Source organism: Enhydrobacter sp., from assembly GCF_030246845.1.
Classification (GTDB): Bacteria; Pseudomonadota; Alphaproteobacteria; order Reyranellales; family Reyranellaceae; genus Reyranella.
This window is the reverse complement of the sequence record NZ_CP126889.1, coordinates 5,291,814-5,312,304: the sequence shown is the minus strand read 5'-3', so window position 1 is coordinate 5,312,304 and position 20,491 is coordinate 5,291,814. Positions and strand designations below refer to the sequence as shown.

Annotated in this window: 24 protein-coding genes; 15 read left to right on the top strand and 9 right to left on the bottom strand. The window is 67.7% G+C overall.

What is annotated here, in order from left to right; genetic code table 11:
* Positions 1-6 precede the first annotated feature (6 nt).
* Together OJF58_RS26390 and OJF58_RS26385 are read right to left on the bottom strand one after the other, a co-directional pair.
* On the bottom strand, positions 7-297 hold the full coding sequence (locus OJF58_RS26390; protein WP_300780872.1) for a type II toxin-antitoxin system RelE/ParE family toxin: 291 nt from the start codon (positions 295-297) through the stop codon (positions 7-9).
* Between the two features lie 124 nt (positions 298-421).
* Positions 422-1,312, bottom strand: a complete 891-nt coding sequence (locus tag OJF58_RS26385; protein WP_300780871.1) for an NAD(P)-dependent oxidoreductase — start codon at positions 1,310-1,312, stop codon at positions 422-424.
* A gap of 48 nt (positions 1,313-1,360) precedes the next feature.
* Here OJF58_RS26385 and OJF58_RS26380 point away from each other — a divergent pair, with 48 nt between their 5' ends.
* Both OJF58_RS26380 and phaP read left to right on the top strand, forming a co-directional pair.
* Positions 1,361-2,641 (top strand): DUF445 family protein, encoded by a 1,281-nt coding sequence (locus OJF58_RS26380; protein ID WP_300780870.1) that lies wholly within the window; start codon positions 1,361-1,363, stop codon positions 2,639-2,641.
* Between the two features lie 76 nt (positions 2,642-2,717).
* Positions 2,718-3,080, top strand: coding sequence for a TIGR01841 family phasin (gene phaP / locus OJF58_RS26375; RefSeq protein ID WP_300780869.1), 363 nt, complete (start codon positions 2,718-2,720; stop codon positions 3,078-3,080).
* Positions 3,081-3,111: 31 nt separating this feature from the next.
* Here phaP and OJF58_RS26370 read toward each other — a convergent pair whose 3' ends face one another.
* Positions 3,112-3,594: a transposase gene (locus OJF58_RS26370; protein WP_300780868.1), complete on the bottom strand. Its 483-nt coding sequence runs from the start codon at positions 3,592-3,594 to the stop codon at positions 3,112-3,114.
* Positions 3,595-3,906: 312 nt separating this feature from the next.
* On the opposite strand from OJF58_RS26370, the gene OJF58_RS26365 reads away from it, so the two are divergent.
* Together OJF58_RS26365 and OJF58_RS26360 are read left to right on the top strand one after the other, a co-directional pair.
* Positions 3,907-5,619, top strand: a complete 1,713-nt coding sequence (locus tag OJF58_RS26365) for a long-chain-fatty-acid--CoA ligase (RefSeq protein WP_300780867.1) — start codon at positions 3,907-3,909, stop codon at positions 5,617-5,619.
* A gap of 65 nt (positions 5,620-5,684) precedes the next feature.
* Positions 5,685-6,134: a hypothetical protein gene (locus OJF58_RS26360; protein WP_300780866.1), complete on the top strand. Its 450-nt coding sequence runs from the start codon at positions 5,685-5,687 to the stop codon at positions 6,132-6,134.
* 6 nt (positions 6,135-6,140) lie between these two features.
* Here OJF58_RS26360 and OJF58_RS26355 read toward each other — a convergent pair whose 3' ends face one another.
* Positions 6,141-7,115, bottom strand: a complete 975-nt coding sequence (locus tag OJF58_RS26355) for a tripartite tricarboxylate transporter substrate binding protein (protein WP_300780865.1) — start codon at positions 7,113-7,115, stop codon at positions 6,141-6,143.
* A gap of 81 nt (positions 7,116-7,196) precedes the next feature.
* Between OJF58_RS26355 and gltX the strand changes: the two genes are divergently transcribed.
* From gltX to OJF58_RS26320, 7 genes are all read left to right on the top strand, one after another.
* Positions 7,197-8,528, top strand: coding sequence for a glutamate--tRNA ligase (gene gltX, locus OJF58_RS26350; RefSeq protein ID WP_300780864.1), 1,332 nt, complete (start codon positions 7,197-7,199; stop codon positions 8,526-8,528).
* A 248-nt stretch (positions 8,529-8,776) separates the two neighbouring features.
* Positions 8,777-10,108, top strand: coding sequence for a cysteine--tRNA ligase (cysS, locus tag OJF58_RS26345; RefSeq protein WP_300780863.1), 1,332 nt, complete (start codon positions 8,777-8,779; stop codon positions 10,106-10,108).
* A gap of 206 nt (positions 10,109-10,314) precedes the next feature.
* Positions 10,315-10,671, top strand: a complete 357-nt coding sequence (locus OJF58_RS26340; protein WP_300780862.1) for a metalloregulator ArsR/SmtB family transcription factor — start codon at positions 10,315-10,317, stop codon at positions 10,669-10,671.
* A 26-nt stretch (positions 10,672-10,697) separates the two neighbouring features.
* Complete coding sequence (locus tag OJF58_RS26335; RefSeq protein ID WP_300780861.1) at positions 10,698-11,387, top strand: DUF899 domain-containing protein; 690 nt, start codon at positions 10,698-10,700, stop codon at positions 11,385-11,387.
* A 22-nt stretch (positions 11,388-11,409) separates the two neighbouring features.
* Positions 11,410-11,877, top strand: coding sequence for an SRPBCC domain-containing protein (locus tag OJF58_RS26330; RefSeq protein ID WP_300780860.1), 468 nt, complete (start codon positions 11,410-11,412; stop codon positions 11,875-11,877).
* A gap of 49 nt (positions 11,878-11,926) precedes the next feature.
* A complete protein-coding gene (locus OJF58_RS26325; protein WP_300780859.1) occupies positions 11,927-12,547 on the top strand; it encodes a glutathione S-transferase family protein in 621 nt (206 codons plus the stop codon).
* Between the two features lie 156 nt (positions 12,548-12,703).
* Positions 12,704-12,988, top strand: coding sequence for a DUF427 domain-containing protein (locus OJF58_RS26320; protein WP_300780858.1), 285 nt, complete (start codon positions 12,704-12,706; stop codon positions 12,986-12,988).
* 6 nt (positions 12,989-12,994) lie between these two features.
* On the opposite strand, the gene OJF58_RS26315 is transcribed toward OJF58_RS26320, so the two are convergent.
* The 3 genes from OJF58_RS26315 to OJF58_RS26305 all read right to left on the bottom strand — a co-directional run bounded on the left by OJF58_RS26315 (position 12,995) and on the right by OJF58_RS26305 (position 14,462).
* Positions 12,995-13,468 carry an SRPBCC family protein gene (locus OJF58_RS26315; protein ID WP_300780857.1) on the bottom strand — a complete coding sequence of 158 codons (474 nt, stop codon included), beginning with the start codon at positions 13,466-13,468 and terminating at the stop codon, positions 12,995-12,997.
* Positions 13,465-13,791 carry a metalloregulator ArsR/SmtB family transcription factor gene (locus tag OJF58_RS26310; protein WP_300780856.1) on the bottom strand — a complete coding sequence of 109 codons (327 nt, stop codon included), beginning with the start codon at positions 13,789-13,791 and terminating at the stop codon, positions 13,465-13,467. The genes OJF58_RS26315 and OJF58_RS26310 overlap by 4 nt, the downstream gene beginning before the upstream one ends.
* Before the next feature lie 80 nt (positions 13,792-13,871).
* Entirely contained in the window at positions 13,872-14,462 is a 591-nt protein-coding gene (locus tag OJF58_RS26305; protein WP_300780855.1) for a hypothetical protein, read from the bottom strand.
* A 206-nt stretch (positions 14,463-14,668) separates the two neighbouring features.
* Here OJF58_RS26305 and ccrA point away from each other — a divergent pair, with 206 nt between their 5' ends.
* From ccrA to OJF58_RS26290, 3 genes are all read left to right on the top strand, one after another.
* Positions 14,669-15,958, top strand: a complete 1,290-nt coding sequence (gene ccrA / locus OJF58_RS26300; RefSeq protein ID WP_300780854.1) for a crotonyl-CoA carboxylase/reductase — start codon at positions 14,669-14,671, stop codon at positions 15,956-15,958.
* Between the two features lie 347 nt (positions 15,959-16,305).
* A complete protein-coding gene (locus OJF58_RS26295) occupies positions 16,306-17,004 on the top strand; it encodes an HAD family acid phosphatase (protein ID WP_300780852.1) in 699 nt (232 codons plus the stop codon).
* A 14-nt stretch (positions 17,005-17,018) separates the two neighbouring features.
* Positions 17,019-17,666 (top strand): LysE family translocator, encoded by a 648-nt coding sequence (locus OJF58_RS26290; RefSeq protein WP_300780851.1) that lies wholly within the window; start codon positions 17,019-17,021, stop codon positions 17,664-17,666.
* A gap of 25 nt (positions 17,667-17,691) precedes the next feature.
* Here the strand turns inward: OJF58_RS26290 and OJF58_RS26285 are convergent, their stop codons facing one another.
* Together OJF58_RS26285 and OJF58_RS26280 are read right to left on the bottom strand one after the other, a co-directional pair.
* Positions 17,692-18,576: a phytanoyl-CoA dioxygenase family protein gene (locus tag OJF58_RS26285; protein ID WP_300780849.1), complete on the bottom strand. Its 885-nt coding sequence runs from the start codon at positions 18,574-18,576 to the stop codon at positions 17,692-17,694.
* A 104-nt stretch (positions 18,577-18,680) separates the two neighbouring features.
* Positions 18,681-19,412, bottom strand: coding sequence for a helix-turn-helix domain-containing protein (locus tag OJF58_RS26280; RefSeq protein ID WP_300780847.1), 732 nt, complete (start codon positions 19,410-19,412; stop codon positions 18,681-18,683).
* A 90-nt stretch (positions 19,413-19,502) separates the two neighbouring features.
* Here OJF58_RS26280 and OJF58_RS26275 point away from each other — a divergent pair, with 90 nt between their 5' ends.
* Positions 19,503-20,390: a TauD/TfdA family dioxygenase gene (locus OJF58_RS26275; protein WP_300780846.1), complete on the top strand. Its 888-nt coding sequence runs from the start codon at positions 19,503-19,505 to the stop codon at positions 20,388-20,390.
* The last annotated feature ends 101 nt before the right edge of the window (positions 20,391-20,491 follow it).

The following is a 20,491-nucleotide window of genomic DNA, read 5'->3' as shown; positions in this document are numbered from 1 at the left end:
CCTCCGTCAGACCTGCTTCGCAATCTGCTGCGCCCTGGCGATGTCGGCGGTCTGCGTCCGCTTCGTCCCGCCGGCCAACAGCACGATCAGCTTGTCGCCGCGCCGCGTGAAATAAACCCGATAGCCGGCACCGTGATCGATCCGCATTTCGCTCACGCCACCGCCGACCGACTTCCAGTCGCCCAGGTTGCCGAATTGCGCCCGCTTGATGCGAGCGAGAATACGCGTCTCGGCGACGGCGTCGTCGAGGTGGTCCATCCAGCGGCGAAACGTTTCGGTCTGGAGGACTTCGATCATGTTCGAAGGTAAACTATAGTTTCTCCGGCCGTCAACTATAGTTTAACGCGTTCGGGTCGTCGCCACCTCCGCTCGCAGGGCCGCCCGCTGCCGCCGTTCCTGCGGCGTCTCTCGGGAGAGGCGGCTACGGCTTGATCGCGCGCCCCAGCACCTTCTCGTAGACGCGCAGGATCGAGGAGCTGTCGTCGCCGCCGAAGCCCATGTGGCGGGCCATGCGCTGCAGGTTGTGCGTCGCCGAGCCCTGCGGCAGCGGCACGTCCAGCTCATCGGCGAGCTCCATGGCGAGATGCAGGTCCTTGTGCGCGAGGTTGAGCGCGAAGGAGGGCGGGCTGAACTTGCCGCTGAGTGCCCGCTCGGAGAAGGCCTTGAAGACGTTCGAGTTGCCGCTCGAGTTGGCGATCACCTGCACGAGCTTGGCCGGATCGAGGCCGGCGGCTGTGCCCAGCATCAGCCCCTCGGCCGCTGCCGCGGCGTTGCAGAAGGCCATCATGTTGTTCACCAGCTTGGCCACCGTGCCGGTGCCGAGCGCCCCCATGTGGATCACGTTGGCGCTGAAGGACTTCAGCACCGGCAGGGCGTCGTCGAACACTTTCTTGTCGCCGCCCACCATGATGGCGATGGTGGCGGCCTCCGCGCCCACCGTCCCGCCGCTCACCGGCGCGTCGAGCATGGCGATGCCCTTGGCCGCCATCGCGGCGCCGATCTTCTTCACCATCGAAGGCGCGTTGGTGCTGAGGTCGATATAGGTCTGGCCGGGCTTGATGTGGGCGAGGATGCCGCCGTCGCCCAGCGCCACCGCCTCGACGTCGCGGGGCATGGGGAGCGACGTCATCACGACATCGGCGCTCTTCGTTACGTCGGCCACCGACTTGGCCGCCGTCGCGCCGAGGTCGGTGCAGCTCTTGACCGCCGCCGCGTTGAGGTCGAACACCGTGACCTCGTGGTTGCTGCGCTTCACGATGTTGCGGCACATGGGACCGCCCATATTGCCGACGCCGATGAACCCGACTTTCACGTTATCCTCCCGCGCGACTGCCGTCGGACACACTATATACGAGACGCAATGAACCGCGCCCCCTCCCAGCCGCCAAGCGATAGCGAACGGGCCCGCGCTCTGCGGCGCGTCAAGCTCGCCGCGACGCTGGTGCTGGCGGCGACGGCGACACTCTTCCTGGTGGCGCGTCACTTCGAGGCCGGGCACTGGGCCTGGGGCTATGTGGCCGCGTTCGCCTCGGCGGCGACGGTGGGCGGGCTCGCCGACTGGTACGCCGTCGTGGCGCTGTTCCGCCGGCCGCTGGGGCTGCCGATCCCGCACACCGCCATCGTCCCGCGCAACCACCAGCGCATCGCCGACAATCTCGGCAGCTTCGTCGAGAACAATTTCCTGGCGCGCGAGGCGGTCGAGAGGAAGCTGGGCGAGGTCGATTTCGCCGCCCAGATCGCCACCTGGCTCGGCGATCCGGCGCGCAGCGCGGCGCTCGCGGCCTTCGTCCTTCGGCTGCTGCCGCAGGCGCTGACGGCGATCGACCAGTCGGGATTGCGCCGTTTCTTCGGCGAGCGCGTGCGCGCCGAGCTGGAGCGGATCGAAGTCGCGCCTCTCGCCGCCGGCTTCCTGGGCGCCGTGATCGAGAAGGGCCGGCACCAGCGGCTCCTGAACGAGCTGCTGGGCGCGCTCGACACGCTGCTGACCAGCCAGGAAACGCTCGACGCGCTGCGCGAGAAGATCCGGCAGGAGCTGCCGGCGCTGTTCAACCTCTATCGCGCCGACGCCTATCTCCTGCGCAAGATCGTGGCCTCGACCGGCGCCTTCGTGGCGGAGGCGCGCGCCGATCCGGGCCATCCGCTGCGCGTCGAGTTCGACAAGTTCGTGCGCGGCTTCGTCGAGCGGCTGCGCGGCTCGGCGGACTTCGCGACCCGCGCCGAGACCTTCAAGCGCGACCTGCTGGCCCGGCCCGAGGTGGCGACGCTGGCCGAGGGCGCCTGGGACAGCCTGCGCGCCTTCCTCGAACGCGATGCCGCGGCGGCGGACTCGCAGGTCGGCCGCCAGCTCGAGGCCATGCTGACCGAGGCCGGCGCCCAGCTCGGCCGCGACCCCGCCATCCGCGCCGAGATCAACCGCGGCATCGTGCAGGTGCTGGGCGAGTTCGTGCAGAGCCAGAAGAGCGGCGTCGGCCGCTTCATCGCCGACCAGGTGAAGGACTGGGACATAGACGTCCTGATCGGCCGCATCGAGCTCACGGTCGGCCGCGACCTGCAGTACATCCGCTTCAACGGCGCCCTGATCGGCGGCCTCGCCGGTTTGGCCTTGCACGCGCTGGAGCAGGGGTTGAAGCTTCATCCGTGATCGACAGGGAGGTCGCGATGACCGATGCATCCCGCAATTTCATGGACATGTTCAAACAGCTTGGCGGCAGCTCCAGGTGCCGTCCTTCGACATGGGCAAGATCATGGAGCATCACCAGAAGAACATCGACGCTATGGGCCGCTCGTGGCAGGCGGTGGCGAGCGGCGCCACGGCGATCGCTGACAAGCAGCGCGAGATCTTCGAGGCCGCAATGAAGGACATGGCGGAGATGGCGGCCAGCTACGAGCCGTCCGGATCGCCGCAGGAGGTCTTCAACAAGCAGGCCGAGTTCGCCAAGAAGGCCTTCGAGGCGGCGATCAGGAACACGCGCGATCTCGCCGAGCTGGTGCAGAAGTCCGGCACCGACGCGCTCAACATCATCCACGAGCGCATGCAGGAATCCTACGACGAGATCCGCCGCAGCCTGGAGCGGCGGTAGTCTTTCATTGGACCGCGCGCTTCCAGCGCGCTCATAATCCGCGTCGGAAGCGCGCCGAACTCCAGCGCCAGTCGGAGTCTATGTCGACCAATCCCGCCTTTACGGGGTTCTGTTCGACATATCCGATTGTGCGGATCAAATGATCTTCGTCGCGCATATACCGGTCGAAATAGTCGTCGTGCCAGAACGCACCGGTTCGGCCGATGAGTTTATTGGCCTCGTTGGCGGTGAACGACTTCCAGCTATGCACGATAGACCCCAGGCGATGGCCGCTGGCTGGTTCCATGACGACGTGGGCGTGATTGGGCATGATGCACCAGGCGAGGAGGCGATAGCGGTCGCCATCGAAATGCAGGATGGCATCTTGGACGATCGATGCGACATCCTCTCGACCCAGCCAACATGCCCCCAGCCCGGCGTCGAGCCGGCGGTCGATCTGCCGAACGGCATCGGGCTGAGTGCGCAGCGACTCGACAACCGACCGCGGAAGACTGTCGGCGAGCCGGAAGGTCACGAATTGCACTGCCTCAGGTGAGTCGAAGTGAGGCAGGTAACCTCGGGAATGCCAGCCTTTGGAGTCAGCCATGGTAAGAGCGTGCTGGAACGACTGCTATCATAGGTCGACCGTACGCAGGAATCCTTCGAGTGGCGGGGACGTCAAGCGGACCGCGCGCTTCCAGCGCGCTCTTCCATCAGCCAAGCATGAGCGCGCTGGAAGCGCGCGGTCCAATGAGAGCGCTAGCGCCGCACCTCGGTAAAGGCGCTCGGCCTGAAACGTACTATATAAGAATAAGATTGGACGAGGCGAGCAGAGGCGGGAAGAGGGATGGATCGGTTCTGGCTCAAGGAATATCCGCCGGGCGTGCCGGCGGAGATCGATCCGTCGGTCTATCCCAGCCTCGTGGCGCTGATCGAGGAAAGCTTCGCCAAGCATCGCGACGCCAGGGCCTATGTCTGCCTGGGCACGGCGCTCACGTTCGGCGAGGTCGACGCGCTCTCGAAGGCGCTGGCGGCGTGGCTGCAGAGCCGCGGCCTGCGCAAGGGCGCGCGGGTGGCGATCATGATGCCGAACGTGCTGCAGTATCCGGTCGCGGTGACGGCGGTCCTGCGCGCGGGCTTCATCACCGTGAACGTCAATCCGCTCTATACGGCGCGCGAGCTCCAGCATCAGCTCGGGGATTCCGGCGCCGAGGCGGTGATCGTGCTGGACAACTTCGCGGCGACGCTGCAGGCCGCGCTCGCCGCCGGCGACACGGCGGTGAAGCACGTGGTGGTGGGCCGCATGGGCGACCTGCTGGGCTTCCCCAAGGGCCTCCTCGTGAACTTCGCCGTGCGCACGCTGCGCAAGCTGGTTCCCACCTACGCGCTTCCCGGCCATGTCGCGTTCGGCCAGGCGATCGCGGCCGGCAAGGCGATGCTCTTCGTGCGGCCGGAGCTGGGACCGGACGATGTCGCGGTGCTGCAATATACCGGCGGCACGACCGGCATCGCCAAGGGCGCCACGTTGCTCCATCGCACGATCGTCGCCAACCTGCTGGCCTCCGAGGCCTGGATGCGGCCCGGCCTCGGGCGAAAGAAGCTCACCGGCCAGTTCACCATCGTCTGCGCCCTGCCGCTCTATCACGTCTTCGCCTTCGTCGCCTGCGGGCTCCTGGGCATGCGCACCGGCGCGCTCAATATCCTCATTCCCGATCCGCGCGATCTCGCGGGCACGGTGAAGACGCTGGCGAAATACCGCATCAACATCTTCCCGGGCGTGAACACGCTCTTCAATGCGCTGGCCAATCGCGCCGACTTCGCGAAGCTCGACTTCTCCGGCCTCGCCATCACCAACGGCGGCGGCATGGCGGTGCAGGAGGCGGTGGCGCAGAAATGGCTCGCCGTCACCGGCTGCCCGATCGTCGAGGGCTACGGGCTCAGCGAGACGGCGGCCGGCGTCACCTGCAATCCCACCGACTCTGAGGCCTATACCGGCACCATCGGCCTGCCGATGCCGAGCGTCGAGATCAGGATTCTCGACGATCAGGGACAGGAGGTGCCGCTCGGCGCGCCGGGCGAGATCGCGATCCGCGGCCCGCAGGTGATGCAGGGCTACTGGCGGCGGCCGGACGAGACGGCCAAGGTCATGACGGCCGACGGTTTCTTCAAGTCGGGCGATATCGGCGTGATGGACCAGCGCGGCTACGTGAAGATCGTCGATCGCAAGAAGGACATGATCGTGGTCTCGGGCTTCAAGGTCTATCCCAACGAGATCGAGGCCGTGGTGTCCGGCCATCCCGGCGTGGCCGAATGCGCCGCCGTCGGCGTGCCCGATGCACGCTCGGGCGAGGCGGTCATGCTGTTCGTCGTGAAGCGCGATCCCAAGCTCACGCGCGAGGCGCTCGAGGCCTTCTGCGAGCGCGAGTTCACTGGCTACAAGCGGCCGAAATACATCGAGTTCCGCAACGAGCTGCCCAAGAGCAACATCGGCAAGATCCTGCGCCGCGAGCTGCGCGACGCGATGGTGAAGAAGGCGGCCCGACGGACCGTCGTGGAATGACACGGAGCAGGGTTTCAGGGAGCGTGGTTCCGGCTATGATGCCGCCCTCGAACCGGGGAGAGGGAATGACGGCGATGCGTCTGATGGTGCTGGCGGCGGCGGGCCTCGCCTTGGCGGGCTGCAACACGCCGACACCGCTTTATTCCCTTCAGAAGGTGCCGCCACCGTACCGCAAGGCGCCGGACGGCGCGATCATCGACAATGCCGGGGTAAAACTCGACGCGGAGGGTTACCGCCTCGACAAGAGCGGCCGGCGCATCCAGGAAGTGGACATCCAGGCCAAGACGGCGAACCAGACCTCCAACCCGGTGGCGGGCTACTACATCAGCAGCATCGGCACCGAAGCCTCGGGCAACGTCATGACGCCAAGCGAAGGCGCCGGACAGGGCTATGGAACCGGGCCGGGCGCCGCCACCATGGTGCCGGGCGGCGCGCCGCCGCCGTCGCTGCCGGCGCCGCTCGTGCCGACCCCCGGCGAGGCTCCGCCCGCCACGCCGACGCCTATGCCGCGGTGATGGCGACTACTCGATCTTCACGCCCGCGGCGTGGATGATCGGAGCCCATTTCGCCAGCTCGTCCTTGATGAACTTGGCCGTGCGCTCGGGCGAGGTGTCGGCCGCGGGCACGGCCGCGATGTCCTGCAGGAACTTGATGGCGCCGGGATCCTTGATCAGCTTGCGCGACGCCTGGTCGACCGTATCGACCACGTTCTTCGGCGTGCCGGCCGGCCCCAGGATCAGGTTGAAGGTATAGGCCTCGTAGCCCTTGACGCCGGCCTCGGTCATGGTCGGGATCTCGGGCGCGACGGCGGCGCGCCCGGAATGCGCGAAGGCCAGGATGCGCAGCTTGCCGGCGCGATGCTGCTGCAGCGTGGTGCTGAAGGTCTCGAACATCCAGGCGACGTTGCCCGCCAGCAGGTCCTGGATCGCCGGACCCGATCCCTTGTAGGGCACGTGCACGACCTCCATGCCGCCGACCTCGCGTTTGAAGTATTCGCCGGCGAGGTGGAGGATGCTGCCGATGCCCGACGAGGCGTAGGAATATTTGCCCGGGTTCTTCTTCATCAGCTCGACGAGGCGGCCCACCGAGTCGGGCATCGAGGGATGCGCGACCAGTACCAGCGGATTGACGCAGATCGAGGAGATCGGCGTGAAGTCCTTGACCGGATCGTAGGGCGGCTTGGCATAGGCCGTCGGGTTGATGGCGTGCGTCGAGGAGGTCGCGAACAGGAGCGTGTAGCCGTCCGGCTTGGCGTGCACGACCTCCATCGCCCCGATCGAGCCCGCGGCGCCCGCCTTGTTGTCGACGATCACGGTCTGGCCGAGCAGCGGCGTGAGCTTCTCGGCGGCCATGCGGCCGATGATGTCGGTCGGCCCGGCGGGCGCGAACGGGATCACGAGGCGGACCGTCCGCTCGGGATACCTGGCATCGGCGCGCACGAGGCGCGGGGCGGCGAGCGTGCCGAGGCCCGCGGCGAGAAGGTGACGGCGTTTCATTCTGGACTCTCCCTGTCTTTGGCCGCGACCTTAGCGAAGCCTGCTTGACCCGCCAATCCGGCATCGCCACAAGTCGGCCCCATGTCCGGCCCCCGCGTCCGCTTTGCGCCGAGCCCCACGGGCCTGCTGCATGTCGGCAACATCCGCGCGGCACTCTTCAACTGGCTCTATGCCCGCCGCCACGGCGGCCGGTTCGTCCTGCGCCTCGACGATACCGACCGGCAGCGCAGCAAGCCCGAGTACGAAGCCGCGATCGAGCGCGACCTCGCGTGGCTGGGCCTCGCCTGGGACGCCAGGGAGCGCCAGTCCGACCGGCTGGCGCACTATGACGAAGCGCGCGACCGGCTGATCGCGGCGGGCCGGCTCTATCCCTGCTACGAGACGCCGGAGGAGCTCGAGTTCAAGCGCAAGCGGCTGCTGGCGCAGGGCCGCCCGCCGGTCTACGACCGCGCGGCGCTCAGGCTCGACGAGGCGGCGGGCCGCAAGCTCGAAGGCGAGGGCCGGCATCCGCACTGGCGCTTCAGGCTCGCCTCCGAGGCGGTGCGCTGGGACGATCTGGTGCGCGGGCCCCAGCATGTCGACGAGGCGAGCCAGAGCGATCCGGTGCTGGTGCGGGCCGACGGCTCCTATCTCTACAGCTTCACCTCGGTGGTCGACGACATCGCCTTCGCCATCACGCACGTGATCCGCGGCGAGGATCACGTCACCAACACCGGCGCGCAGATCCAGATGTTCCGTGCGCTCGACGCCGCCGTGCCGGCCTTCGCGCATCTGCCGCTGCTGGTCGATGCGTCAGGTGGCGGGCTCAGCAAGCGCGCCGGCTCGCTCTCGATCGCCGACCTGCGCGAACGCGGCATCGAGGCGCTGGCGATCGATGCGCTGCTGGCACGGCTCGGCACGGCCGATCCGGTCGAGCCGGTGGCCTCGCTCGACGCGCTGGTCGCGACGGTCGATTTCGCGCGCGTCGGCCGCGCCGCCGCGCGCTTCTCGGAAGAGGAGCTCAGGCAGCTCAGCGCCCGTACGCTGCACATGCTTCCCTACGAAGCGGTGCGCGATCGGCTGGATGGCAGTGTCGACGAGGCGCTGTGGCTCGCCGTGCGCGGCAATCTCGCGACGCTTGCCGACGCCAGCGTCTGGGCCGAGGTCGTGCACGGCCCGATCGCGCCCGCGATCGAGGATGCGCCGTTCCTGCGGGAGGCGGCGAAGGCGCTGCCGGTCGAGCCTTGGGGCGAGGGCACCTGGAAGATCTGGACCGGCGCCCTCTCGGCGGCGAGCGGCCGCAAGGGCCGCGCGCTGTTCCATCCGCTGCGGCTCGCGCTCACCGGCCGCGATACCGGCCCCGAGATGGCGAGGCTCCTGCCCCTGATCGGCCGCGCCAGGGCGGCGGCGCGGCTGCTGGGGCAAGCGGCTTAGCGACAGGAAAGATCCCCCTCGCTGCGCTCGGGACGACACGATTTTCTTTGCTCGAGAAGACTGTGTCATCCCGAGCGCCGCGAGGGATCTTTCTCCGAAACGCCTTTGCAGAGCGCGAACGCATCGCATATATAGGCCGCATGTCGTCATTTGTTCTCCCGGCCGCGTTCGGCGCGCGATGTATCGAGGTCTGAGGCCCGGTCGCGGGCTGTCGGAACTCGTCTGCATGTGAATCGGGAGGAAGGGCGATGTCCCTTGTCGTCTACAACACGCTGTCGCGCGAGAAGGAGCCGTTCGTGCCGCTCGATCCGGCGCATGTGCGGCTCTATGTCTGCGGTCCGACGGTCTACGACGACGTCCATATCGGCAATGCGCGGCCGGTCGTCGCCTTCGACGTGCTCTACCGCCTGCTGAAGCGGCGCTATCCGCGCGTCACCTATGTGCGCAACATCACCGACATCGACGACAAGATCATGGCGCGCGCCGCCCAGAGCGGCGAGCCGATCGAGGCGCTGACCCGGCGCACCGCCGAGGCCTATCGCAGCGACATGCGCCGGCTGGGCGCGCTCGCGCCCGACCACGAGCCGCGCGCCACCGACTATGTCGGCCGGATGATCGCGCTGGTCGAGCGCCTGGTCGCTGGCGGCCATGCCTATGCCGCGGACGGCCATGTGCTGTTCAGCGTGCCCAGCATGGCCGACTACGGGCGGCTCTCGCGCAAGCCGCGCGACGAACTGATCGCCGGAGCGCGGGTCGAGGTGGCGCCCTACAAGAAGGACCCGGCGGACTTCGTGCTGTGGAAGCCCTCGGCCGACGACCAGGCCGGCTGGCCGAGCCCGTGGGGCCGCGGCCGGCCGGGCTGGCATATCGAATGCTCGGCCATGAGCGCCGCGCTGCTGGGCGAGACCTTCGACATCCACGGCGGCGGCCTCGACCTCATCTTCCCGCACCACGAGAACGAGATCGCGCAGAGCCGCAGCGCCTTCGGTCACCGCATCATGGCGAAGTACTGGATGCACAACGGCTTCCTCAACATCTCGGGCGAGAAGATGAGCAAGTCGCTCGGCAACTTCCTCACCGTGCACGAACTGCTGGACCGGTATCCGGGCGAGGTGATCCGCCTGCTGCTGCTCACGGCGCACTATCGCCAGCCGCTGGACTTCACGCAGGAGGGCCTGCAGCAGGCCAGGGCGACACTCGACCACTGGTACAATGCGCTGAGGGCGGAAAATGCGCCCGCCGCAGACATTGTGCCGCAATCGGTCGAGGACGCGCTGTCGGACGATCTCAACACGCCGATGGCGATCGCCGCGCTGCATCAGCTCAGAGGATCGGCCGCGTTGCGCGCCGGCGCCAATGCCCTCGGCCTTTTGCAGGAGGACCCGGATCGCTGGTTCCGCTGGATGCCGGCGGGCGTCTCGGGGCCGAGCGACGCCGAGATCGAGGCGGCGATCGCCGCGCGCCAGGCAGCGCGCAAGGCCAGGAACTTCAAGGAGGCCGACCGCATCCGCGACGACCTCAAGGCCCAGGGCGTGATCCTCGAGGACGGCCCCGAAGGCACGACCTGGAAGCGCGGATAGCTTCTCCCATTTGCTCCGGTGTCAGCCCGAGCGGAGCGAGGGATCTTTGATCGGCGCTGCGAAGGATCCCTCGCTACACACGAGACGGTCGAATGCCTGATCTCGCTCCTTGTTGGTGGCGCAATCTTCTTCTCTTCACGACACCGCGATCGAGCCGCTTGGAAGCTTGACCATGCCGCGATCTGTATTTAACCTATCCGTTAAATATGGACCCGCTTTCCCAGACCTTCGCCGCCCTGGCCGACCCGACCCGCCGGGCGATCCTGGCGCGGCTCGCCAGCGGCGGCGCCACGGTGGGCGAGCTCGCCGAGCCGTTCGACATGTCGTTGCCCGCGGTCTCGCGGCATCTGCGGGTTCTGACCGATGCCGGCCTGATCGAGCGCCAGGCCGAGGCGCAGTGGCGGCGCTGCACCTTGCGCGGCGAGGGGCTTCGCGCCGCCGCCGACTGGATCGAGTTCTACCGCCGCTTCTGGGAGGCGCAGTTCGACCGGCTCGATGCGTTCCTCAAGCGCACCGCGCCGAAGCCCGCGAAGGAGAAGGGCCGGGGGCGCCGCCGCTCCTGACCGATCCCAGGCCAACGGAGGACGGGATGACACCACGCATTGTCTCGCACGAAGAGTGGTTGAAGGCGCGCAAGGCCCATCTCGCGAAGGAGAAGGAATTTACCCGGCTGCGCGACGAGCTGGCGCGCGAGCGGCGCGAGCTGCCGTGGGAGCGCGTCGAGAAAGACTACGTCTTCGAGGCGCCCGAAGGACGCGTGACGCTGGGCGATCTTTTCGCCGGCCGCGGCCAGCTCATCGTCCAGCATTTCATGTTCGGGCCGGACTGGAACGAGGGCTGCCCGAGCTGCTCGTTCTGGAGCGACAACTTCAACGGCATCGACACGCATCTCGCGCACCGCGACACGACGCTCGTCCTGGTCTCGCGCGCGCCCATCGCCAGGCTCGAGGCCTACCGCAAGCGGATGGGCTGGAGCCTGCGCTGGGTGTCGTCGCTCGGCGGCGACTTCAACTTCGACTACGGCGTGTCGTTCGAGCCGGGCGAGGCGGCGCCCAGGTACAATTTCGGCACCATCGCGCCCTATGGCGAGGAGGCGCCGGGCGTCAGCGTCTTCCGCCGCGGCGAGGATGGCGCCATCTATCACACCTACTCGACCTACGCGCGCGGCCTCGACGTGCTGAACGGCGCCTATCACCTGCTCGACATGACGTCGAAGGGACGGGACGAGGAGGGGCTCCCGTTCCCGATGGCGTGGGTTCGCCGGCACGATCAGTACTGAACCGACCGAGGGAGGAGGAACCATGGACACGGCGACCGACAGCAACATGCTGCGCCTCGTGCGCACCTTCGACGCGCCGCGCGAGCGCGTGTTCGCGGCCTGGGCGCAGCGGGAGCAGTTCGTCCAGTGGATGTGCCCGCCCGGCGTCGCCATCGACGAGTGCGTGATCGACGTGCGGCCGGGCGGCGCCTGGCGCATCAGGGGCCACCACGGCCCGGACAACCGCGTCTTCGCCTCGTCGGGCAGGTATCTCGAGATCGAGAAGCCGGCGCGGCTGGTCTTCACCTGGGCGCACCATGCCGACGGCGACTACGAGAAGCCGCGCGGCCACGAGACGACGGTGCGCATCGAGCTGCGCGCGCTCGGCGACAGGACCGAGCTGACGCTGATCCACGGCCCGTTCGCCGATGCATCCAGCCTGGAGAATCATCGCGAGGGTTGGACCGGCTCGTTCGACAAGCTCGAGGTCTTTCTGCGGAAGGCGGCGTGACGCCCCGCGCGCCACGCGCGACAAGCCGGTGTGAACGAAGGAGAAGGCGATGGCCGATATCAGAATCCACGGCATGGCGCTCAGCACCTTCACGCGGGCGGTGCGGCTCGGCTGCCACGAGAAGGGCATCGACTACGAGCTGGTGCCGACCAGGCCGGGCGAGACGGGAGCGCTCAACCCGCTGCTCAAGATCCCGGTCATGGTCCATGGCGACTTCACGCTGTTCGAATCGACGGCGATCCTGCGCTATCTCGACCGCACCTTTCCCGGTCCGAAGCTTTGGCCCGACGATGCGCGGGAGGCGGCAATCGTCGATCAATGGGTCGGCGCCGTCTGCGACTCGGTGCTGAACTCGGCGCAGCGCTACATGGCGGCGCGCTTCGACTTCCTGCCGGTGCCGGCCGAGATGGCAGAGCTCTATCTCGACAAGGCCCGCCGGGTGATCCCGGTGTTCGACCGCCAGCTCGCCAGGACGCGCTTCCTGGCGGGCGATGCGCTCACCGCCGCCGACCTCCTGTTCGCACCGTCCTTCTTCTGGTTCGACAGCCTCCTCGAGCTGAAGGCGATCGCCGACCTCGCGCCCAACTGCCGCCGCTGGGCAGGCGAGATGGCTGCGCGTCCCAGCATGATCGCGACCACGCCGCCGGCCAAGCCCGAGCTCGCGGCCTGAGGTTCCGCCGCGGCGCGAACGCCGCCGATCGGTTTTTTGCCGCCGGGGAGTTGCAAGCGCCGGGCAGGCGTCACTTAATTGCAGGCGGCGGACGCGCGAGATGGGCGCCCGGCCGAGCGTTGAGAACACCGACCCGCAATTTCGAGGACCCGACCGATGACGACGGCAACCTGGCATGGCAAGGAGATCGCCAACAGCGATCGCACGCAGGAAGTCGACGGCTATGTCTACTTCCCGCGCGATTCGGTACGCATGGATCTCCTGCAGGCGACGCCCAAGACCGCGAACGACCTGAAATGTCCGCACGGCGTGCAGTTCTACGACGTCGTGGACGGCGCCAAGGCGAGCAAGCGCGCCGCCTGGTCCTACGAGGCGCCGCAGGCCCGCATGAAGCCGGTCGACCACTGGATCGGCTTCTGGGAGGACATCCAGATCCGCTAGCGGGCGTCAGGCCGCCGCGGCCTCCGCGAACATCGTCAGCAGGCCCGCCCAGCCGTCGGGCGAGTCGACGGCGGCGCGCACCTTCTCGCCTTCTTCACCATGGCGATCGAACAGGCGATGCTCCAGGACGACACGAGTCCTGTCCACGCCGATCGCGGTGAAGGTCACTTCCACCTCGGTCACCACCTTGGGGTTGATCTGGAACGTGCTGTCCAGAAGCCAGGTCATCACCATTCGCCTCGGTGGCTCCCAAACCAGCACCTTGCCCCAGTCGCATTCGGAGCCGTCCTCGCCGCGCTCGAACCAGCGTCCACCGACCTTCGGTTCGACAGCGACGGCCACCTGGGGAGATTTCGACGGCAGGATCGAATGTGACCTGGGCCACCAGCGGAAGCCGGCAAAGATCTTGAAAGCCCTCGCCGGCGGCGCGTCGACGTCGATGTTCTTGAGGACGGGCGCGAGGGAAATCGTGCGGCTCATGACTGGCGTCTCCTGGATTGTCGGGTGCTCTGGTCGACTTCGGCTTTGAAGGCATCGAGGGCCTCGTCCCAGAACTGGTCCAGCCAGCGGCGCAGCGGCCCGAGACCGTGCGGGTCGATGGCGTACAGGCGGCGCGTCCCGTCCGGCTCGTCGCGCACCAGGCCTGCTTCCTTCAGCACGCGCAGATGTTGCGACACGGCAGGGCGGCTGACCGGCATGTTGCGGGCGATGGCGCCGACGGTTCGCGGGCCGCCACGCAACTGCTCGAACACGCGCCGCCGGGTCGGATCGGCCAGCGCTGCCAGAGCGTGATCGTAGGTCATAGCTTACTGTAAGTTATGACTTACGATGAGTCAACCGCGGCCGCAGTTGCGAGAAGAGGTGGGATTGGGAAGCCGGGGGTCTACTTCGCCGGCGTGATCGCCGTCACCATCAGCGGTGTGCGCAGGCCGATCACCGTGTCGCCGGGCTTGATCTTCTTCAGCATGTCCTGGGTTGCGACCTCGGTGGCGGCATAGGTGTGGACCTCGCCGCCAGCGCTGTCGACCAGCGACACTTTGTTGGTGGCGAGATCGACCCCGACCACCGTCATGGTGAAGCGGCCGGCCGCCGTGTCGGCGGCATCGTCCTTGCCGGCTTCCTGGCGCGCGAGGCGCGAGCCCGGCCCCTTCTGGCGCAGGTTCAGGACGTTGACGACCTCGTTGTAGCTCACGTCGACGGCCGTCCCGGCGGGGAAGCGGTCGAGATTGCCGATGGAGTCTGCCGCCGCGGCATTGATCGTCGCCCCGCCGGCCGTCGTGAAGGTGACCGTGCGGCTCGCCTTGTCGATCGACTTGATCGTGGCCGGGGTGGTGACGGTGTTGGCGAACGACACTCCGGCCCGCGGCACGGCCTGCAGGTTGCCCTGCGCCGCGGCGGGCAGGGCGGTGGCGAGGGCCAGCGCGGCGCCGACCAGAGTTGCGCCCAGAGCTGCCTTGATCGGACCGATGGTCATCTACTGTACCCCCCAACTGTGATGCGGCGGACAATAACGATCTGATTCGTCGAAGCAATCCTCCAGCACGGTGGGTCTGGCCGCGCTTCCTGCAGGGTAATTTTATTGTGTCATCCCCCGGGCAATCATCCTGATTCGTGTTTTGTGCATTGCAATCTCGCATCCGCAACAATAACCTTGTCGTCCTCACAAGGAGGCCCTTGCCTATGACCGTTGTTGCTTTCGCCCCGCGGCCGCATCCGACGGCCAACCAGCCGAAGAAGGATCTCTACGAGATCGGCGAGATCCCGCCGCTCGGCCATGTGCCGAAGAACATGTACGCCTGGGTGATCCGGCGCGAGCGCCACGGCCCGCCCGAGCAGTCGATGCAGCTCGAGGTCGTGCCGACGCACATGATCGGCGAGGACGAGGTGCTGGTGCTCGTGATGGCGGCGGGCGTGAACTACAACGGCGTCTGGGCCGGCCTCGGCATCCCGATCTCGCCGTTCGACGTGCACAAGCAGGCCTTCCATATCGCCGGCTCCGACGCCTCGGGCATCGTCTGGGCGGTCGGCGCCAAGGTGAAGCGCTGGAAGGTGGGCGACGAGGTCGTGATCCACTGCAACCAGGACGACGGCGACGACGAGGAGTGCAACGGCGGCGATCCGATGTTCTCCACCAGCCAGCGCATCTGGGGCTACGAGACGCCGGACGGCTCGTTCGCGCAGTTCTGCAAGGTGCAGGCGCGCCAGCTCATGAAGCGGCCGCAGCATCTGTCGTGGGAGGAGAGCGCCTGCTACACGCTCACCCTCGCCACCGCCTACCGCATGCTGTTCGGCCATCGCCCGCACATCCTGCGGCCGGGCCACAACGTGCTGGTGTGGGGCGCGGCGGGCGGCATCGGCTCGATGGCGGTGCAGCTCATCGCCACGGCGGGCGCCAACGCGATCGGCGTGATCTCCGACCCGGCCAAGACCGAGTTCGTGATGTCGCTGGGCGCCAAGGGCGTGATCAACCGCAACGACTTCGACTGCTGGGGCCAGCTTCCCGACGTCGACGACCAGAAGGGCTACGCCGACTACATGAAGAGGTGCCGCAAGTTCGGCGCGGCGATTTGGGAGCACACCGGCAAGGGCAACGACGTCGACTTCGTGTTCGAGCATCCGGGCGAGCAGACCTTCCCGGTCTCCTGCTTCGTCGTGAAGCGCGGCGGCATGGTGGTGTTCTGCGCCGGCACCACCGGCTACAACCTGACGATGGATGCGCGCTTCGTGTGGATGCGCCAGAAGCGCATCCAGGGCAGCCACTTCGCCAACCTCTTGCAGGCGAGCCAGGCCAACCAGCTCGTGGTCGAGCGCCGCATCGACCCCTGCATGAGCGAGGTGTTCGACTGGGCCGACATCCCCAAGGCGCACACCAAGATGTGGAAGAACCAGCACAAGCCCGGCAACATGGCCGTCCTCGTCTCGGCCAAGCGCCCCGGCCTGCGCACCCTCGAGGACGCGCTGGAGGAGTAGGCACCGGCTACACAGCAATTGGTGTCATCCCGAACGGAGTGAGGGATCTTTGATCAAGGCCACCAAAGATCCCTCGCGCTCGTGGGGGATGACACGTCATCGGAGCGCGCAACTCCAGTTGCGCCTGCCCTGAGGCCTGCCGAAGGGCTCATGCGGTGTCGAGACGAGAAGATTGCGCCACTGGAGTGGCGCGCTCCGATGAGCTTCAGGAACGACCGGGTGCATATCGCGCCGGAGAAAGTCCGGAAGGCTACGTGACCTTCCGCGCGTGAGGGCGAGTTCGCTTCGTTCTTCCGCTAGTATCCCGCTTGCCGTCACGATCCGGGCGAGCAAGGGGGAGAGATGCGATGAAGCGGTCGGGTTTTTGGGCGATAGGTCTTTCACTCGCCGTGGCGGCCTGTGCGAACACGTCGCCTTCGGGAGTCGTGCGCCAGCCGGCCAATGTGGGCGATGCGAAGATCGCGGCGCTGCACTACAAGGCGTCGGGGCAGTACGATCGCGACGTTGCGACGGTTGCCGACCGGGCACGGGGCTGGCTGGAGCGCCGGGCGCCCGAGGTCGCGCGGCCGGTGCTGGTGCTGGACATCGACGACACCGCGCTCAGCAACTGGCCGGTCATCCTGCGCGACGATTTCGGGCGGCCGATCGCCGGCCCGTGCGATCTCGCATCGGACGGACCGTGCGGCTGGGCGGCGTGGGATCAACTGGCGGTGGACGAGGCCATCGCCCCGACGCTCGCGCTCTACCGGTCGGCGCTGGCGCGGAAGGTCGAGGTGTTCTTCATCACCGGCCGGCCGGAGAACCAGCGCACGGCGACGGAGCGCAACCTGGCCAGCGCCGGCTACACCGGCTACGCTCATCTCTACATGGTGCCGGACGGCGCGCACTTCGCGTCGGCATCGGACTTCAAGGCGCCGATTCGCGCGCAGATCGAGCAGCAGGGCTACACGATCGTCGCCAACATGGGCGATCAGCCCTCCGACCTGGCAGGCGGCCACGCCGAGAGGACGTTCCTGCTGCCCAACCCGTTCTATCGCGTGCCCTGAAGGAGCCCGTAACCATGCCGGACCCGGCACAACTCGCTTTGTACTTCGCCGCGGCTTTCGTGCTCGCCGTCATGCCCGGCCCAGGCATCTTCTATGTCGCCGCGCGCACGCTCGCCGGCGGTCGTGCGGAAGGCGTAGCCTCCAGCTTCGGTACCGGGTTGGGCGGCCTGGTTCATGTCCTCGCCGGCAGCCTGGGCGTTTCCGCCATCGTGCTCGCCAGTGCGCAACTGTTCACCGCGCTGAAGCTGGTGGGTGCTGCCTATCTGGTTTGGCTCGGCCTTCGCACGTTCCAGTCTGCCCGCCGGGACGCGTTGGCGGGCTTCGATGGATTGACGGCACCGTCGGTCGGGCCGCGGCGCGCGTTTCGTGAAGGCGTGCTGGTCGAGGCGCTGAATCCGAAGACGGCGGCCTTCTTCCTCGCCTTCATTCCGCAGTTCGTCGACCCGGCCGAAGGTCCGGTTGCCCTGCAATTCGTGATGCTCGGCTTCGTGTCCGTCGCGCTCAACACGCTCGCGGATGTCGTCGTCGCCTTTGTGGCGAGCGGCATCCGGAAAGGCGCCGCGGCGCGTCCTGCCCTGATACCGCGCCTGCGGGAAGCCTCTGGAGCCGCGATGATCGCACTGGGCATCGGCCTCGCTCTGGCGAAGCGCCCCGCCCACTGATCGATCGAGTCCAGGGTGCGGGGAGTCAATAGGCCGGCTTCTTGTGCGCCCACACCGGCTTGTAGCCGAAGCGCCAGTCGGGCGGCATCTCGACCGGGCGCGTGTCGAAGCTCGCGAAGCGGGCGGGCTTGCCGCGCACCACGTCGCCCTGGTGCGGGCTCGGGATCGGGCTCGGCGTGTAGGGAAAGGAATCGGCCGAGCTGTAGACCGGCAGCAGCAGCGGCCGCGCGGTCGTGGCCTTGTTCGGGGCCGAGCCGTGCACGGCGCGGCAGTTCAGCAGCAGCGTCGTGCCGGGACCACCGGTGATCGGCACGATCATCTCGTCCTTCAGCCAGCCGAGATCGCCCGGCCGGATCTTCACGACGAAGTTCCCCGCGTCGTCGTACATGGAGAAGAGCGGGCCGTTGTGGCTGCCGCGCGCCACGGTAAGCGGACCCTGGTCCGCCGTGCAGCCGTCGATGTAGATGCCGATCGTCACCGGGCTGAAGTCGGTGTGCGGCCAGGCCGGAATGTCCTGGTGCCGGCCGAAGCCCTGCGTGCCCTTGCCCGACTTCACGTTGAGCTTGGCATGGTGGAACTTGACGTCCGGCCCGACCACGTCGGCGGCGAGGTCGGTCATGACGGGATCGGTCATGAACGCCCAGAAGGCCGGATGCTGGTCCTGCGGACTGCTGACGCGATGCAGGCGCGGCTCTTCCGCCGAATGGCCTTCCTCGAGCACGTAGACCGCGTCGCTCTGGGTGACCGACCGGCTGCGGTCGAGCAGCTCGGCGGTGGCCGTGCGCAGACGCTCCAGCCACGCCTGCGGCACATAGTCGGGCAGCACCACGAAGCCGTCGTCGAAGAAGCGTCGGCGCTGGTCGTCGGTCAGCACATGCGACGGGTGGGCGAGCACATCCTGCGGCTTCATCGGTTCCTCCGTCGGTCGTTTGCGCCATCCTAACGCCCGCGAGCCGGGATCGCTGCCGTCGGAGGTCGAGAGGCGAAATCGCATGCCCGCGTCAGATGCCCGCGTCAGATGCTCGCATCGCCGGCGATGGCGGCGGCCAGCGCATTGAGCGGCGCGCCGTAGCGGGCGCCGGCTTCGGCCTCGCTCATCGCCGAGCGCAGGAAGCGCATGGAGATGCAGCCCAGCACGCGCTTGTCCTGGCGGATCGCGACGGCGATGCCTTGCAGGCGGCTCTGGCGCGGCACGATCGTGAAGGCGTAGCCGTCGCGCCGGATGCGTGCGAAGGCGGCGGCGAGCCGGGCGTCGTGGACGATGCCGAGATCGCGCAGCGCCCTGCGCCGTTCCTCGGTCGAGCAGAAGGCGAGCCAGGCGCGACCGAGCGCGCTCGACAGGATCGGGCTGCGCCGCTGCAGCGCCGCCCGCTCGAACGACATCGGGCTCTCCGGCGCGGTCGAGTAGCGGATGGTGATGGCGCGATGGCTGATCGTGCCGAGATAGAGCGGCCAGCCGTGCTCCTGGGTGAAGCGGCGCATGTGCGGCGCGGCGACATCGACGAAATGGTCGACAAAGCGGATGCCCTGGGCGAGGCCCAGCACGCGGTCGGTGAGCCGGTAGCCCAGCGTGCGCGAGACCTGTGTCGCATAGCCCAGCGCCACGAGGGTCTGCAGCAGGCGCACGACCGTGGGCCGCGGCAAAGCGGTCTCGGCGGCCAGCGCCGAGATCGTGGCATGCGAGCGGCGGCTCAGCGCCTCCAGGAGCGCAAGGCTTCGGCGCACCGGTTCGACGATGGCCGTCATGAGGCAAGCCTATTCCGTAATACGGACTCTGTCGACGTGTGGGCAGCCGCTGGCGATGATCGGGCGTAATCTTGCAGAAAGCAGGAGGACATGATGCAAGGATCGCTGCGCGGCAACGCAGGCCCCCGGATCCGTCAGGTGGCGGAGGAGGGCGCGCCGTACGAAACCCTCACGGTCGACAAGCTGACGCCGATCATCGGTGCGGAGCTGGGCGGCATCGACCTCGGCCAGCCGCTCTCCAATCGCCAGCAGGACGAGGTGCACCGGGCGCTGGCGGAGAACCTGGTGATCTTCTTCCGCGACCAGCACATCACGCCGGACCAGCACCTGGCCTTCGGCCGGATGTTCGGCAATCTGCACGTCCATCCCGCCGCGCCGCACGAGCCCGGCCATCCCGAGCTGATGATCATCCATGCCGACAAGGACAGCCCGCGCGCCAACGGCGAGGGCTGGCACTCCGACGTGAGCTGCGATCCCGAGCCGCCGATGGGCAGCATCCTCTACATCAAGCAGTGCCCGCCGCGCGGCGGCGACACGCTGTTCGCCTCGATGTATGCCGCCTACGAGGCGCTGTCCGATCGCATGAAGAGATACCTCGAGGGCATGACGGCGGTGCACGACGGCGAGCAGGTCTATCGCGGCCTCTACGCCAACTACGGCGTCGCCGACAAGCCGAACTATCCGCGGGCCGAGCATCCGGTGATCCGGACCCATCCGGTGACGGGCAGGAAGGCGCTCTATGTCAATCGCGGCTTCACGCGCCATCTCGTGGGCGTGCCGCGCGACGAGAGCGAGGGCATCCTGCGCTATCTCTACGAGCACATGGAGAATCCGCTTTTCCAGTGCCGCTTCCGCTGGCGCGAGAACTCGATCGCCTTCTGGGACAACCGCTGCGTCCAGCACCGCGCCATGTGGGACTACTGGCCCCACACCCGCAGCGGCAACCGCGTGACGGTGGCGGGCGACAAGCCTTATTGACCTCGGATGCAGGAAACCGTGTCATCCCGAACAAGGGATCTTTAATCGGCACCGTAAAAGATCCCTCGCTCCGCTCGGGATGACACCGATAGATGTTCCGA